The 15,415-nt window shown below is 39.1% G+C and carries 13 protein-coding genes; 2 read left to right on the top strand and 11 right to left on the bottom strand.

The genetic code is table 11. The features are described 5' to 3' along the window. Positions 1–5: 5 nt before the first annotated feature. Entirely contained in the window at positions 6–1,262 is a 1,257-nt protein-coding gene (rhaA, locus tag IGL31_RS01005; RefSeq protein ID WP_002340123.1) for an L-rhamnose isomerase, read from the bottom strand. Further along, a complete protein-coding gene (gene rhaB, locus IGL31_RS01000) occupies positions 1,259–2,719 on the bottom strand; it encodes a rhamnulokinase (RefSeq protein WP_002338612.1) in 1,461 nt (486 codons plus the stop codon). The genes rhaA and rhaB overlap by 4 nt, the downstream gene beginning before the upstream one ends. Before the next feature lie 152 nt (positions 2,720–2,871). Here rhaB and IGL31_RS00995 point away from each other — a divergent pair, with 152 nt between their 5' ends. Then, a complete protein-coding gene (locus IGL31_RS00995; RefSeq protein ID WP_002298317.1) occupies positions 2,872–3,741 on the top strand; it encodes an AraC family transcriptional regulator in 870 nt (289 codons plus the stop codon). Between the two features lie 125 nt (positions 3,742–3,866). On the opposite strand, the gene IGL31_RS00990 is transcribed toward IGL31_RS00995, so the two are convergent. The 9 genes from IGL31_RS00990 to tgt all read right to left on the bottom strand — a co-directional run bounded on the left by IGL31_RS00990 (position 3,867) and on the right by tgt (position 14,466). After that, a complete protein-coding gene (locus IGL31_RS00990) occupies positions 3,867–4,766 on the bottom strand; it encodes an AraC family transcriptional regulator (RefSeq protein WP_086299925.1) in 900 nt (299 codons plus the stop codon). Positions 4,767–4,930: 164 nt separating this feature from the next. Next, positions 4,931–5,755 (bottom strand): sugar phosphate isomerase/epimerase family protein, encoded by an 825-nt coding sequence (locus IGL31_RS00985; RefSeq protein WP_002307412.1) that lies wholly within the window; start codon positions 5,753–5,755, stop codon positions 4,931–4,933. 10 nt (positions 5,756–5,765) lie between these two features. Next, on the bottom strand, positions 5,766–7,061 hold the full coding sequence (locus tag IGL31_RS00980; RefSeq protein ID WP_002329715.1) for a TRAP transporter large permease: 1,296 nt from the start codon (positions 7,059–7,061) through the stop codon (positions 5,766–5,768). A gap of 15 nt (positions 7,062–7,076) precedes the next feature. Further along, the gene (locus tag IGL31_RS00975) at positions 7,077–7,556 is read right to left on the bottom strand and encodes a TRAP transporter small permease (RefSeq protein WP_002328053.1); all 480 of its coding nucleotides are present in this window, start codon (positions 7,554–7,556) and stop codon (positions 7,077–7,079) included. A 5-nt stretch (positions 7,557–7,561) separates the two neighbouring features. Further along, the gene (locus IGL31_RS00970) at positions 7,562–8,590 is read right to left on the bottom strand and encodes a TRAP transporter substrate-binding protein (protein WP_010717980.1); all 1,029 of its coding nucleotides are present in this window, start codon (positions 8,588–8,590) and stop codon (positions 7,562–7,564) included. 16 nt (positions 8,591–8,606) lie between these two features. Next, complete coding sequence (locus tag IGL31_RS00965) at positions 8,607–9,713, bottom strand: glycoside hydrolase family 88/105 protein (RefSeq protein ID WP_002288261.1); 1,107 nt, start codon at positions 9,711–9,713, stop codon at positions 8,607–8,609. A 228-nt stretch (positions 9,714–9,941) separates the two neighbouring features. Continuing rightward, positions 9,942–12,539: a bifunctional acetaldehyde-CoA/alcohol dehydrogenase gene (adhE, locus tag IGL31_RS00960; RefSeq protein WP_002328050.1), complete on the bottom strand. Its 2,598-nt coding sequence runs from the start codon at positions 12,537–12,539 to the stop codon at positions 9,942–9,944. A gap of 304 nt (positions 12,540–12,843) precedes the next feature. Next, the gene (gene yajC / locus IGL31_RS00955; RefSeq protein ID WP_002300794.1) at positions 12,844–13,224 is read right to left on the bottom strand and encodes a preprotein translocase subunit YajC; all 381 of its coding nucleotides are present in this window, start codon (positions 13,222–13,224) and stop codon (positions 12,844–12,846) included. A gap of 96 nt (positions 13,225–13,320) precedes the next feature. Further along, positions 13,321–14,466, bottom strand: a complete 1,146-nt coding sequence (gene tgt, locus IGL31_RS00950; protein ID WP_002294183.1) for a tRNA guanosine(34) transglycosylase Tgt — start codon at positions 14,464–14,466, stop codon at positions 13,321–13,323. Between the two features lie 217 nt (positions 14,467–14,683). Between tgt and IGL31_RS00945 the strand changes: the two genes are divergently transcribed. Next, entirely contained in the window at positions 14,684–15,382 is a 699-nt protein-coding gene (locus tag IGL31_RS00945) for a DUF975 family protein (protein ID WP_086299926.1), read from the top strand. Positions 15,383–15,415 lie beyond the last annotated feature (33 nt).

Below are 15,415 nucleotides of genomic sequence, written 5' to 3'. Positions count from 1 at the left end.
CACTCCTATTTTCTTAATTCCAACACGTCTTTTTGATATTCCTGGACTTCTTCCAGCCAATCCAAACCAACTGGAACTTGATTTTTGTAACAGAAATAATTCCATACATCGGCATACGGGAAATCTTTCAATTCTTCCGTATAAGCCATTCTTGAAGTAAAGTCAAAAGCCAGCTCCATTTCTTTCAATCGCTCAACTGGTTCCAGCATAGCTTTCAGCAGTGCTTTTTGTGTATTTCTCGTACCGATGACCCAAGCAGCGATACGGTTGATCGTTGCATCAAAGAAATCCAGACCGATATTTGTTTTTTCCAACAATTCGTTACGGACTAATTCTTTAGCGATTTCCTGCAATTCATCATCCATCAAAACCACATGGTCTGAATCCCAACGCACTGGACGGGAAACATGCAGCATGATTCCTTTGCTGAATAAAGCTAATGAAGATAATTTATTGGAAATCACTTCTGTTGGATGAAAATGTCCAGCATCTAGACAAACAAGTTTGTCACGAGTCAACCCGTAACCCATATAAAATTCATGAGAACCGACTGTATAAGCTTCAGCGCCTAAACCAAATAGTTTGCTTTCTACTGCATCTTGTACATACCGTTCATCTAACTCTTCTGTAAAAATTTCATCGAGTGATTTCATTAAACGTTTCCGTGGGGTAAAACGATCAATCGGATTATCTTTCATCCCATCAGGTACCCAAAAGTTATTGATACTTGTTTGTCCAGTTTCTTTCCCAAAGTACTCCGCGATTTTGCGGCTTCTTTTCCCGTGTTCGATCCAGTATTCACGAATTTCTTTATCTGGATGAGCCAATGTAAAGCCGTCTTTCATCATTGGATGCGAAAAGAAAGTCGGATTGAAATCAAGACCGATTTCTTCTTTTTTTGCCCACTCTACCCATTTTTCAAAATGTTTCGGCTCAATTTCATTTAGATCGACAGATTCTTCTGTATCCAAATAGATAGCATGAAGGTTCAATTTGTGTTTGCCCGGTATCAACGAATAAGCTTTCTCCAGATCTTGTCTAAGCTCTTCAGGTGTTCGTGCGGCTCCTGGAAAATTCCCTGTCGCCATGATTCCACCGGTCAATTCGCCATCCGGTGTCAAGAAACCTTTGACATCATCTCCTTGCCAGCAATGCATAGAAATTTTGATGTCCTGTATCTTTTCTAGTACAGCATCTGTATCTACACCGATAGTTGCATATTTTTCTTTTGCTTGTTCGTAATTTTTTTCAATCGTGTTCATACGATTACTCCTTTGATTTTATTCACGTACCATTCCATCGTGTTTTGCTTATTTTCATCTGGGTAAAAAGTTTCACATGGAAACGACTGTTTGATTACATTTCTTGCTTGTTCTATATTCGAAAACTGACCTGTACTGAGCATTTGCATGGCAACATTCCCGATTGCTGTGGCTTCACTAGGACCTGCTTCTACAATGATTCCGGCATAATCTGCTGTCAATTGATTCAGTAGACGATTATTCGATCCGCCCCCTACGATGTGCAGCTTTTCCAATTTCGTTCCAGTTAAGTGTTCTACTTTGATCAGCTCTTGTGCGTAACAAAGAGCAAGATTATCATACACACAACGAGCGATAGCTCCCGGTGAGACAGGGACTGGCTGCTCTGTTTCAAAACAGTATTGCTGAATCTCTTCTATCATATTTTGGGGATTCAAAAATCGAGGGTCATTGATTTCCATCACTTGCTGCAGCGGTTTTTCTTTTGCAGCAAGCTCTGCCAATTCCGCATAACTGTACTCGTACTCTTGCATTCGGGCAACTTCCTGGATCAACCACATCCCCATGATGTTTTTCAAAAAACGCACCGTGTTATGGGCACCCCATTCATTCGTATAATTTTCAGAAAAAGCATTGCGAGAAACATTGGCGATCTTTGTTTCAATCCCTAAAAGCGACCATGTCCCACTGCTGATATAACCCCAACGTTCTCCTTGACCTGGCGTTCCTAATACAGCTGACGCCGTATCATGACTTGCTACTGTGATAAAGGTCACATCTGGCAAATCATATTTTGAAAATTGTTCTTTTTGCAGATCTCCTAGTATCGTTCCCGGCTCTGTCAATGGTGGAAATAATTCCTTCGAGACACCGATTTTTTCAAGAAGTTCTATTTCCCATTCTTTTGTCCCTGCATTCAGCAGCTGCATAGTAGATGCATTAGTTTTCTCCGTCACCATGTTACCAGTAAAGACATACCCTAAATAATCAGGTATCAGTAACAATTTATGTGCTTTTGCCAAATTTTCTTTTTCTTCAGCAAACAATTGGAACAAGGTATTGAAAGGCTGGATCTGAATCCCTGTCTGCTCATACAACTTATCTAGAGAATAGATTTCAGAAAACTGTTCTACTGCTCCATTGGTACGCTTGTCCCGATAAGCAATCGGATCATTTATCCGATCCCCTTGTTCGTCAATCAGACAGTAATCGACTGCCCATGTATCGATCCCCGCAAAAAGACGATCAATCCCTGTCTGCTTTAATTTTTCAAATCCAATCAAAATCTCTTTGATAAGATAATCGATCTTCCAGCGATCGTGACCGTCTTTGTTCCGAAAGCCGTTTTTGAACCGGTGTACTTCTTCCAAGATCAAAGAACCTTTTGCATCCCTCGTACTTTTCATTAGTCGTCCGCTTGATGCACCGATATCGATGGCAACAAATGTTGGATTCATTTCTCCACCTCTTTTACTTTATTGTTGATTAGCACTTTATTAATAAAGCGTTATCATTTATTAACAATGCTATCATAATACAGAATCTTATATTTTGCTTCACACTATTTTGGTATATAATTGCATTATCTTGACAAGTTGGGAGTGTTTACATGGATTACTGGGAAAAAGCCAACCACTCATGGTCGGAAGACTCAAAAAGAGTGATCTTGACGCCTACACAAAGAAGCAGGAATTTATTTTTTTATATCCAAGAAATCGGTTACTTCAAAGCACCAATCCCTTACTATACTGAACGAGCACATTTACCTTCTTACTTGATAAAGTTTACTTTGTCTGGCGAAGGTTCGCTTACATATAATGATAATCAGCAACAGCTAAAAGCTGGAGACTTATTTTTTATTGACTGCCAAGAATATCAGCGTTATCAAACGATCAGCGAAGAACCATGGGAAATGGATTGGATCCATTTGAATGGTCAGAACGTCCAATCATTTTATCAGGAGTTCACAAAAGACGGCCATAACACCTTCCATTCAACAGGGGATCCATCAGAAAACAAGATCCACCATTTGATCACAGAATTGATCCACATGCAACAAGGCACGAATGCCCGTACCGATTTCCAGTCCTCTGTAGCTATCCACGAGTTGCTGAATGAACTGATTTTGCAAAAGTATCAGCTAGATTTCGAAGAAGAGGATATTCCCGCCTACGTTTACAAACTGAAGCAATACTTAGACGAACATTTCAAAGAAACGATTACACTTGATCAATTAGAACAACAATTCTTATTGAATAAATATCAGCTGAGCAAAGATTTTTCCAAATTTATCGGTTCTCCACCAATCGATTATTTGATCAGCAAAAAACTTTCTTACGCTAAAGACCTTCTTCGGTATACAGAATTTACGGTTCGAATGATTTCCGAAGAAATAGGGATTGAGAATTTTGCTTACTTTAGCCGCCTGTTCAAAGCAAAAACAGGACTATCGCCGAGAGACTTTCGTAAATTCAGCTGATTCATATAATATGTACGTCATTTTTTCAAAATATTTTGAAATATATAGATAAAAATAAAATAACCGCAGTTTCTGCTTCTATGTAAACAACAGCAGCTACTGCGGTTATTTTTTAGTGATCATTCTCATTGTTCATCTTCAAAATGTTCATAATGAACCAACTGTTTCTGTGTATCACGTTTCAAAAATTCTTTAGGCGTTATGCCGAACTCTCTCTTGAATGCTTTCAGAAAATGCGGATAAGAAGAAAAACCACTTTTACTATATACAGCACTAGAGCTGCGGTATTCTCGCAACAAGTGCTTGGCATAGATCAGCTTTTTCTTCATTACATACTGATGAAACGTAAATCCAGTGTACTTTTTAAATTCTCGTGTGATATGGTATTTGCTGACAAAAAACTGCTTTTCCATTTCCTCTAAAGAAAGCGGATGAGATAAATTTTTTGAGATATATTGTAACATTTGTTCCACACGCTCATTAGGAACTACAGCATTCTGTTCTTGCGCACTCTCTTCTTTTTGTACAACTTGATTGAGAAAAATCAAGTATTCTACCAGAGCTTGTTCATATTTTATGTCTTCACCGTAAATTTTTTTATCAGGAGGATGGTCGATAAATGATAATTTTTGCTTCAATACTTCCTGTTCTATTTGCAATACACGACTCCTCTTCTCTCCCATTGGTTGAAAACAAGCCGATAGATTAGACCATGGCGTGGAACGACTTTCTAGAAAAGAAGGGGTGACAAAGATATAGACACGCTCGAATACATCTGAAGATTGGCGGACGATACGATGCAAATCATTGGAATGGATGAGCAGCACACTTCCTGCTTTGATCGTAAATTGTCGTCCGTCCAAATAAAAAGTCGCTTCTCCCTTTAATGTAGCATGGATCTCATAGAAATCATGATGATGATAGATCGTTTTATTTTGGCTGACGACATCTTTGACATGATAGATTTCATACTGATCAGAAACCATCGTATTGACTTGTTCACCGCTGATTTTCTTTTGGAGCATGTGCCGCACCTCCTTTTGTTCACTTATGCACAATTTTATTATACCACGTTTTTTGTAATCAAAAAGAGCTGCTTTTATATACTCTTATAAAAAAGAAGAGACGTGACATCTTCTAGCCCCGCCCCCTCCATTCTAAATATTAGTTAATCAATGTCTTCTTTACATTATTCAAGAAGACTTCTTCCATAACGAATCCCATCATCTTTTGTTTCTTCAAGAACCACATACAGATACGGACGGTTCTTCTTGATGATTTCTTTGATTTTTGTGTACTCGATCATACCGTCTCCCAAATTTACCGGCACGATTTTTTCCTGTTCGACACGAAAATCTTTCAAATGAACCGCACATATTTTTTCACCAAAACGCTCAAAAGCTTCTTCTACCAATTGGACTTGTTCTTGATAATCAGTACTTGTGATCAAATTTGTCGGATCTAAAATGATTCCCAGATAGTCCGAATCCACTGCTTGGATCAGCTGCTCTACTCTTGCTAAAGAATACACCGGATGATTCAAACCTGGTTCTATCCCCACCATCATTTGGTATTTTTCTCCAGCTTTTACCAAGCGACGGATAACGGACACTGCTTCAGCAAATGCTTCATCTGTGAAATTTTCTTCCGTATATTGGATTTCCGGCAAGACACATCCAGTTTCCGAAGCAACCATCGACGCACCAAAGGAAGAAGCATAGCGAAGATACTGCTCGAACTTTGTCAGCAACTCTTCTCGTATCGTTAAATCTGGATGAATCATATTGATATAGCAACTTAAAATTCCTACAGTCACTTCTTGCTTTTCTAAAACTCGTTTGACATAATTTCCCATCCCAGAATTGATTTCATTTGCGCCAGAAGGTATTGCAGGAAACGAAAGACCTAAGGCGAGCTGCAGTGTATGGATCCCTTGTTCTTTTGTTTTTTCTGCAAGATCTTCTATCGTTTGGACTTGGGAAAGATCATGTCCTCTAATTGTAATGTTTAACATAATTATTCTCCTAACTCAGCATATTGGGTAGCCACATGACGATTTGCGGGAAATAGGTAATCAAAAACAAGACAACTAGGATAATCCCATAAAACGGAAGAAGTGGTTTCAGCATTGCCTCTGCTTTTACGCCTCCTACACTTGCACCGACATATAGCCCTGTACCTACAGGCGGCGTGATGGATCCTACACACAGATTCATGATTGAAAACAACCCGTAATGTACAGGATCAACCCCTACACTTGTGACGATTGGTAAAAATATTGGTGTAAAAATCAAGATAGCAGGCGCCACATCCATAAACATACCCACCAGTAATAACACAAGATTGACTAATAACAGAATCACTAGCTTATTATCCGTTACGCCCATAATCAACGAACTAATTGCCTGAGGAATACCGGTAAACGCCATGGCGAAAGACATCATGGAAGAAGTTGCTAATAAGAACATGATCGTCCCTGACATTGCTACTGATTGAAACAACATATTAGGTATATCTTTTAGTTTTACCGTTTTATAGTAAAACATAGCAATCAACAGGGAGTAAATGACAGCTATCGCTGAAGCTTCTACTGCTGTAAATATCCCCGTCAAGATACCACCGATAATGATGACAATCAATAGAAGGCTAGGAATCGCCTCTTTTATTATTTTTCCAGCATGAGCCATCTGTCCTTTTTCGACAACAGGGTATTTATTCTTTTTAGCAACGATGAATGCTACTAGCATGATTCCTAGTGCCCACAAAGCCCCTACGAGATAACCTCCCATAAATAAAGCCGAAATCGAAGCACCACCAGCAACAAGTGAATACATGATAAAAGCAGTACTTGGAGGAATGACCATACCTGTCGGAGCTGACGCGATATTGACCGCTGTCGCAAACTTCCGGTCATATCCTTCTTCCACTTGCTGAGGGATCAAGACTCCGCCAATCGCGGTAGAAGCGGCAATGGCTGAGCTAGAGATGGAACCAAATAAAGCATTCCCTAACACATTCGTATGAGCCAAAGCCCCCGGTACGCGTCCGACAAACAACATCGCAAAATCCACTAGTTTCTTGGCTATCCCTCCATTATTCATGATAATACCTGAAAGAACGAAAAACGGAATAGCGATGAGCGAAAAACTGTTGATACTTCCCACCATTTTTTGAGCTGAACTAAAAGCAGAAACATCAAACGGTATAACTAACAATAAAGTCATCATTGATGAGAACGCAATACTTATAGCAATCGGCATCCCTAATACAAGCAACACGACAAATACAAAAAATAACACTAATCCGGCTTCTATTGCCATTTTATTCCTCCATTTTTATATTTTTTCTTGAATTGCTGGCTTGTTGCTTAATGTATCGATTAGATTGATCAGACTATAGATAATGATGAGTATACCTGAGACAGGTATTGACAAATAGACGTACCCCATCGGAATGCTTAAAGAAGGCGAGATCTGTCCCATTGTCAATGTGACAGCATTCCATCCGCCATACACCATGATCATCGCAGCAAATACCAGAAATAAACTTTGAACAACGACTTCTAAAATCTTACTTTTTTTACCAGATAATTTTTCACTTAAAACCGTTACGGCTAAATGTGCTTTTTGTCCCACAACATACGCAGAAGACAACATGGCAAACCAGACAAGTCCGAATCGGACAAGCTCTTCTGTAACCGTATTCGGATTTCCTAAAACCGTTCTGGAAAATACTTGCCATAAAACGACAGCGACCATCCCAACAAGCAAAACAGCTCCTAGGATCTCTAACACCTTATTTAAAATCATTTTCATCACAGCTACGCTCCTTGCTCTTGGATCTTTTGATAAAGGTCTTTGTAGGCAGGATCGTTTTTGAATGTATCATGAAGCGGTGCGACTGCCTCTCGAAACGGTGTATTATCTACATCATTGAATTGGACTCCATGTTCTTCTTGTGCTAAAGCTTTTTCTTCTTCAATTGCTTTTGCAAAAGCTTCAATTTCAAAAACCGTTGATTCTTTCGCTGCTTCTTCAATGGCTTTTTCCTGCTCATCAGTTAGCTGTTCTTTGATGGCATCATTCATGATGATGATATCTGGCACACGTGTATGCTCATCATAGGAATAGTATTTAGCCACACCACCATGTCCAGCTGTATACAAGACAAATTCATTGTTTTCTGATCCGTTGATCAAATTGGATTGAAGAGACGTGTACACTTCATCACTTCCCATAGGTACGGGCGAACCGCCTAAAAGCTCTACCATTTTGATAGCGGTTTCGCTTTGCATCACACGGATCTTCTTTCCCTTCAAATCTTCCGGCGTATGGATCGGACCGTCTACCATATAAAAGCTGCGCTGACCAGAATCATAATAGGTCAATCCGGTAAATCCTAAATTTTTGGTCGATTGGTAGATTGGCTCCATTATTTCTTCATTATCCATCACCTTAAAGAAATGTTCTTCATCATTGAATAGATAAGGAACGGAAAAAATCGAATAATCTTTAGAGAAACTTTCCAACGCTGAGGCACTTACTTTTGTGAAATCTACTGCTCCTGACTGTGTCAATTCGATCAGTTCACGTTCTCCACCCAGTTGTCCATCTGGGAAATACTGGATCTGTACGGAACCATCTGTTTTTTCTTTTACTAAACGCCCAAATTCATTCATTGCATCAATTACTGGCTGGCTGTTGCTTGCATAAGCAAAGCGCAAGGTAACTATCTCATTTACGTCTGCATCTGCGACAGTTGCCACACTAGAATTATTTCCGCAGCCGCTTAGACCTAGCAGACCTAGGCTAAGCGAACTTGCTGCAAACAGCAGTGATGTTTTTTTCATATGGGTTTCCTTTCTTTTAACAATAAGAGACGAGCAATTCTGTCAAACAAAGCACCGTTAACGACTGTCCATAAGGCATTGCTGTGATTCCGATATTCCGATAAAAATCTAAACTGTCCCCCATTCCTGTCCCGATTGAAACGTTTTGAACTTCTCCTTTTTCATCGATTTGTTCAAGCAATCCTTGGATAGCACGATAAGCGACTTCTTTATATTCTTGTGGTAAATAACGTTTATGGACCGCTTTCAAAATACCGTAAGCAAATCCTGCAGTTGCAGAAGATTCTACGTAAGAAGAAGGATCATCCAACAACGTATGCCATAAACCGCTTTCAGACTGATAAGTTTTTAATGCACGCACTTGTGCTTCAAGTGTTTCGATCAATAATTTGCGCAATGCATCTTCTTTCGATAATTCTAAGATTTCAATGATCTCTGGAATAGCAATCGTCAACCAGCAGTTTCCACGAGCCCAAAATGCTTCGGCATAGTTATGATTTCCTTCAAACGTCCAGCCGTGATACCACAATCCTGTTCGTTTATCCATCAAGTATTTGATATGGATCATAAACTGGTAACGAGCTTCTTCTAAATATTCTGGGCGATTCAACAGTTTCCCGATTTTTGCCAAAGGAAGAACTGTCATCATCAATGTATCGTCCCACAACTGATTCTTATTTTCCGGTCCATATGTGGCATGCTGTAACCCGTCTTCATTTGTCCGAGGCATGTCATTCATGACCCATTCTGCCCATTGTTCTAAATAAGGCAAATAGCGTGAATCTTTCGTGTCTTCATACAAGTAAGCCATAGTCAATAGCGGTGCCATTGTATTGACGTTTTTGGGCGGAGCGCCTTCTTCCATACGATCCTCAAACCATTCATTGACCACTTGATAAGCGCGAGGATTTTTTGTCATCTGGTAATTTTTATAAATACCATATAGACCGACACCTTGTGGCCAATTCCACACTGTCCAGCTCTTGTCATCTACTTTCAGTCCATCAAAGTCCAACAAAAATTCACCATTATCGTCTTTGATCGTTGTCAGGTTTTCAACGAGCAGGTCAATTTTTTCTTTCACTAATTCTTTAGGTACAAAAATCTCTTCTTTAATAATCATCTTTACGCCACCTTTTTAAACGCTTTCATTTTATATCCTTAATATAGCAGTAATACCGTCTACTATAAATATCGCTTTTTGAACAAAAACTGTCTAAAATTGACCTAAATGTTAAATAACAAAAGTAACTTTCAGTTACTTGGAAATTAAAAAAAGAACTTGGAGAAACAACGTTTTCCAAGTTCTTTTTCATCTATTTTCTTATCTTTTTTCTACGCTTTCTTTTGCTTATCCGTTGTAAGCATCAATGATGATCTGTTTCAATTCAGAGATCAATGGTTCTTTCGGATTAGCTGTCGTACATTGGTCTTCGTAAGCTAATTCAGCCATACGGTCTACGGTTGTATCTAGTGTTTCTTGTGTGACTCCTTGAGCTTTTAGACTCATGTTGATGCCGACAGATTTTCCTAATTCATAAACAGCCGTTGCTAAAGCTTCGACTAATTCCTCTGTTGTTTCGCCTTTCAGACCTAAGAATTTTGCAATATCTGCGTAATCTGTATCTGCACGGAAATAGTCATATTTAGGGAACATCGCATGTTTTTGTGGATCTTTTGCATTATAGCGGATAATATGCGGTAAAAGAATCGCATTTGTCCGTCCATGAGGGATCCCGTATTCCCCGCCGATTTTATGTGCGACTGAGTGACAAATACCTAGGAATGCGTTAGCAAACGCCATACCAGCCATTGTAGAAGCGTTGTGCATTTTTTCACGTGATTCCATATCAGGTGTTTTTACTGATTTTTCTAAATAGTCAAAGACTAACTTGATTGCTTGTAGGCTCAATCCACGTGTATAATCTGAAGCCATGACTGAAACATAGGATTCGATTGCATGTGTTAACACATCCATCCCGGTATCTGCTGTGACAGATGCTGGAACTGACATGACGAATTGAGGATCGACGATTGCGACATCTGGCGTCAATGCATAATCTGCTAACGGATATTTCACATGTGTTTCACTGTCAGTGATGACCGCAAATGGCGTTACTTCAGAACCAGTCCCTGATGTTGTCGGGATACATACGAATTGTGTTTTTTCTGGTTTGTCGATCTTATATGTCCGTTTACGGATATCCAAGAATTTTTGTTTTGCACCAAAGAAAGATGTGTCTGGGTGTTCATAGAACATCCACATTCCCTTAGCTGCGTCCATTGCAGAACCGCCTCCAAGAGCGATTACTGTATCTGGCTTGAAGTCTGCCATCAGTTTCGTTCCTGCGTATACGGTATTTGTCGATGGGTTCGGTTCAACATCTGAGAAGACTTCGATCTTCACATCATTTTTACGTCGTGCCAATACTTCACGAACTGTATCGCAGTAACCGAATTGGACCATACCAGGGTCACAAATGATCATGACACGTTCAACGTTTTCCATTTTCTCTAAGTACAATAGAGAGTTCTTTTCAAAGAAGATTTTTGGCGGTAATTTGAACCATTGCATGTTATTTCTCCGTTTCGCTACAGTTTTGACATTGATTAAGTTTACAGCAGAGACGTTACGAGAAACAGAGTTCTTACCATAAGAACCGCATCCCAAAGTCAATGACGGAATCATTTCGTTATAGATATCACCGATGCCGCCTTCTGCAGATGGTGTATTCACTAAAATACGACAAGCTTTCATTCGAAGACCGAATTTGACATGCAACTCTTCGTTTTCTGAATGGATAACTGCTGTATGTCCTAATCCTCCAAGATTCAACATACCTTCACACAAATCAAACGCATGGTCCGTGTTGTTAGCTTTGATCATGGCAAGAACTGGAGAAAGTTTTTCTCTTGATAGCGGATAATCTGGGCCTACGCCTTCCAATTCAGCAATCAGCATTTTCGTTCCTTTTGGTACACTGATTCCTGCCAATTTTGCGATTTCCATCGCAGAATGTCCAACGATTGATGGATTGACCGCATATTTTCCTTCGTTCATCACTGCATCTTCTAATTTTTGCAATTCATCTGGTTTTACGATATAAACTTGGTGTGCTTGGAATTCTGCTTTTACTGCTGCATAGATTTCTTTATCCACGATCACAGCTTGTTCAGAAGCACAAATCATTCCATTATCAAATGTTTTCGAAACGATCAAATCGTTCACTGCACGTTTAATTTTTGCTGTTTTTTCAATATAAGCTGGTACGTTACCTGGACCTACACCTAAAGCTGGTTTTCCTGTAGAGTAAGCAGACTTGACCATTCCAGCTCCACCTGTCGCTAAGACGATCGCGATACCTGGATGGTTCATTAGCATAGAAGTCGCTTCGATCGAAGGATGTTCGATCCATTGGATACAATTTTCAGGAGCTCCGGCAGCGATAGCAGCATCACGTACTACTCGTGCTGCTTCTGCAGAAGATTTTTGGGCACTTGGATGGAAAGCAAAAACGATCGGATTTCTTGTTTTCAACGCGATCATTGATTTGAAAATCGTTGTGGAAGTCGGATTCGTTGTTGGAGTTACTCCGCAAACCACACCGACTGGTTCAGCAATTTCAATCAATCCTTTTTGGACATCTTCATTGATCACACCAACTGTTTTATCATGTTTGATATTATGCCAAATATATTCGGACGCATACATATTTTTGATTGCTTTATCTTCGTAAACACCGCGGCCTGTTTCTTCCACAGCCATCTTCGCTAATGGCATATGTTGATCTAAAGCTGCCATTGCCATTTCATGCACGATATGGTCCACTTTTTCTTGATCAAAGCTTTCCATTTCTTTCAATGCTGCATTTGCTTTTTCTGCCAAATCATCAATCATTGCTTGTACGTCAATTGTCTTCGTTTTTTCTTTTTCCATTACTTTAGCCATCATTATCCTCCTAATGGGTCATGGTTATTTGTTAAATCATTCACATGTATATCATACAATATTTGTTTTTCTATGTAAACACTTTTTTGTGATTTTTTTCACAGTTATTTTTAAATATAAAATTGCTTTATTTACAGGTGTTTGTATAGAAAAATATATAAAGTTATTTATTATTATTTATATGACACACCCGATTATTCAATATTGAGCAATATATCCCATGCTCTTATCTCTTTCTTTTTTGAATAAAAAATGAGGTAGGACATCTTTCTGCCCTACCTCGTCTTTAAATAAGCTTTGATACTTATTTTTCTTTCTTCTCTTCTGTCTCTTCCAGCGTTTCTGTTGTTTCAGTTTTTACTTCAACTGTCTCAGCTGGTTCTTCTGTTGTTTCAACAGTAGTCGTTGCATCATTTGTTACGACAGTCCCTGGTTTGACCGTTTTGATTGCTGCACGATCGTACTCAAGGAAGATCCCTTCGCAGTCTAAAACAACTGTCCGTTTGTCATTGTCGATTTCTGAAACAACTCCATGTAATCCGCCGATAGTTACGACTGAATCACCTGGTTTCATGCTATCTAACAAGTTTTGACGTTCTTGCTGTTGTTTCTTTTGCGAACGTGACATAAAAAACCACATTGCTAATAGCGCGATAAACATCACAAGCATTGGTAATGTTCCCATTTTTTTCACCTCACTAATTCTGTATCTACAAAAAACACTTTAGCAGAAAAATGCTGCTAACACTAGTTTTTTACTTAATTTTTAAAAGATTTTCCTTTAGAAGCTTTTTGCGTTTTCTTTATTGAACCCGTATTCTTCAAAAAAGGCTTCTCTAAATTCAAGCAAATTATCATCCATGATTGCTTGACGTACTTGTTTCATTAGATTCAACAAGAAGTATAAATTGTGGTAAGAAGTCAAACGAATCCCAAATGTTTCATCACATTTGATCAAATGGCGGATATAGGCACGTGTATAGTTTTTACATGTATAACAATCACATTTCTCATCAATTGGACGGAAATCATGGGCATATTTCGCATTTTTCACTACTAGACGGCCTTGAGAAGTCATACATGTGCCATTTCGAGCGATTCGAGTAGGCAAGACACAGTCAAACATGTCTACTCCACGGATAACACCATCGATCAATGAATCAGCAGCACCGACACCCATCAAGTAACGTGGTTTGTTTTCGGGGATCAACGGTGTAGTAAATTCTAATACACGATTCATTTCTGATTTAGGTTCCCCGACAGATAACCCGCCGATTGAGTAACCAGGGAAATCCATCCCGACTAGATCTTTCGCGCTTTGACGACGAAGATCTTCAAATCCTGCTCCTTGGATGATTCCAAATAATCCTTGACGGTCTGGGTTAGCATGAGCTTTCAATCCTCGTTCTGCCCATCGAGACGTACGTTCTACTGATTTTTTCACGTAGTCGTAACTTTCATCGAATGGTGGACATTCGTCAAAACTCATCATGATATCAGAGCCCAATTTATTTTGGATGTTGATTGCTTTTTCTGGTGATAAAAACATACGCGAACCGTTCAAGTGATTTTTGAAATGCACGCCTTCTTCTTCGATATTCCGCATATCACTTAATGAAAAAACTTGAAAGCCGCCTGAATCTGTTAAAATCGGTTGATCCCAGTTCATAAATTTATGCAGTCCGCCAGCTTCTTCTACTAAGTCTTCACCAGGGCGTAGCCATAAATGATATGTATTACTTAAAATAACGCCAGCACCCATTTCTTTCAACTCTTCTGGGGACATTGTTTTTACTGTAGCTAATGTTCCTACTGGCATGAACATTGGTGTGGGAAAAGTTCCGTGCGGCGTGATCAATTCCCCTAAACGCGCGCCAGTATGTTTTTCTTTCTTGATTAAACGATAGCGAATGGCAGGTTGCGTCATTCATTTCCCTACTTTCTATATAAAATATCTTGACAACTCCCACCATCATAATCGTTTCAAGTGCTTTTTGCAAGTTCCCTCGGCTTCCTTCTACTTTATTTAATATTCTTTTTTTTATCCTTTTTTTATGAATAACAAAAAAAAAGAAAAACATTATGACAGAAATATTTTTTGATACATGGTATATTGGTTTTATGAAAGAAAGGAGGGAAAAATCATGCAATCTTCTGCAGAATTAAAACGCCAAGCAAAAGAGAGTCTAAAAGGACGTTGGGGACAAGCTGTTTTACTAAATCTAATCCCTACATTGATTGGTATTGCTACTATTCTTCTTATTATGATTCCTATTATCTTGTTTGCCACCACCATATATGATGGATCAGCGAGCGTCTCAGATGCGACAACTTCAGGAGGCGGTAGTTCAGGAGGCGGTGGCGGAATTATTTCCAGCATCATTAGCGCTTTGTTCATGAGCGGTATTTCTTGGACTTATCTTGATATTTTACGTGGACAAAAAGATCAGATCGAACCATTCAAAGATGCATTTCGTGGATTCAAAGGTTTGTTTATCGGCGGAGTGATCGGCTTAGCTGTGCTGATCTCGATCTTTACAACATTATGGGGTTTGCTATTAGTTATTCCTGGAATCATTAAAAGCTATTCTTATTCTCAAAGCTATTTTATCTACTACGATATCGTCCAAGAAACAGGACAAACACCTAAAGTACTGGATACGATCACTGCAAGTCGAAAATTGATGGATGGTTATAAAGGACAACTTTTCTGGTTAGATCTTTCATTTATTGGCTGGCATATCTTAGCATTAGCAACTGCTGGTATTGGTTATCTATGGCTCAGCCCATACATTTCCGCAACAAAAGCAGCATTTTATGAACAATTGCCAAAAGATATTTAAAAGAGAGTGTGACTTGTGACCGAGGGGGTGGCA

Source organism: Enterococcus sp. MSG3290, from assembly GCF_050555565.1.
Lineage (GTDB): Bacteria > Bacillota > Bacilli > Lactobacillales > Enterococcaceae > Enterococcus_B > Enterococcus_B faecium.
The sequence above is the reverse complement of the archived record's forward strand: the minus strand, read 5'-3'. Positions and strand labels throughout refer to the sequence as shown.

Excerpts from the sequence above, each read along its gene's own strand:
- rhaA (WP_002340123.1), bottom strand. The coding sequence starts at position 1,262 with ATGAACACGATTGAAAAAAATTACGAACAAGCAAAAGAAAAATATGCA.
- rhaB (WP_002338612.1), bottom strand. The coding sequence starts at position 2,719 with ATGAATCCAACATTTGTTGCCATCGATATCGGTGCATCAAGCGGACGA.
- IGL31_RS00995 (WP_002298317.1), top strand. The coding sequence starts at position 2,872 with ATGGATTACTGGGAAAAAGCCAACCACTCATGGTCGGAAGACTCAAAA.
- IGL31_RS00990 (WP_086299925.1), bottom strand. The coding sequence starts at position 4,766 with ATGCTCCAAAAGAAAATCAGCGGTGAACAAGTCAATACGATGGTTTCT.
- IGL31_RS00985 (WP_002307412.1), bottom strand. The coding sequence starts at position 5,755 with ATGTTAAACATTACAATTAGAGGACATGATCTTTCCCAAGTCCAAACG.
- IGL31_RS00980 (WP_002329715.1), bottom strand. The coding sequence starts at position 7,061 with ATGGCAATAGAAGCCGGATTAGTGTTATTTTTTGTATTTGTCGTGTTG.
- IGL31_RS00975 (WP_002328053.1), bottom strand. The coding sequence starts at position 7,556 with ATGAAAATGATTTTAAATAAGGTGTTAGAGATCCTAGGAGCTGTTTTG.
- IGL31_RS00970 (WP_010717980.1), bottom strand. The coding sequence starts at position 8,590 with ATGAAAAAAACATCACTGCTGTTTGCAGCAAGTTCGCTTAGCCTAGGT.
- IGL31_RS00965 (WP_002288261.1), bottom strand. The coding sequence starts at position 9,713 with ATGATTATTAAAGAAGAGATTTTTGTACCTAAAGAATTAGTGAAAGAA.
- adhE (WP_002328050.1), bottom strand. The coding sequence starts at position 12,539 with ATGGCTAAAGTAATGGAAAAAGAAAAAACGAAGACAATTGACGTACAA.
- yajC (WP_002300794.1), bottom strand. The coding sequence starts at position 13,224 with ATGGGAACATTACCAATGCTTGTGATGTTTATCGCGCTATTAGCAATG.
- tgt (WP_002294183.1), bottom strand. The coding sequence starts at position 14,466 with ATGACGCAACCTGCCATTCGCTATCGTTTAATCAAGAAAGAAAAACAT.
- IGL31_RS00945 (WP_086299926.1), top strand. The coding sequence starts at position 14,684 with ATGCAATCTTCTGCAGAATTAAAACGCCAAGCAAAAGAGAGTCTAAAA.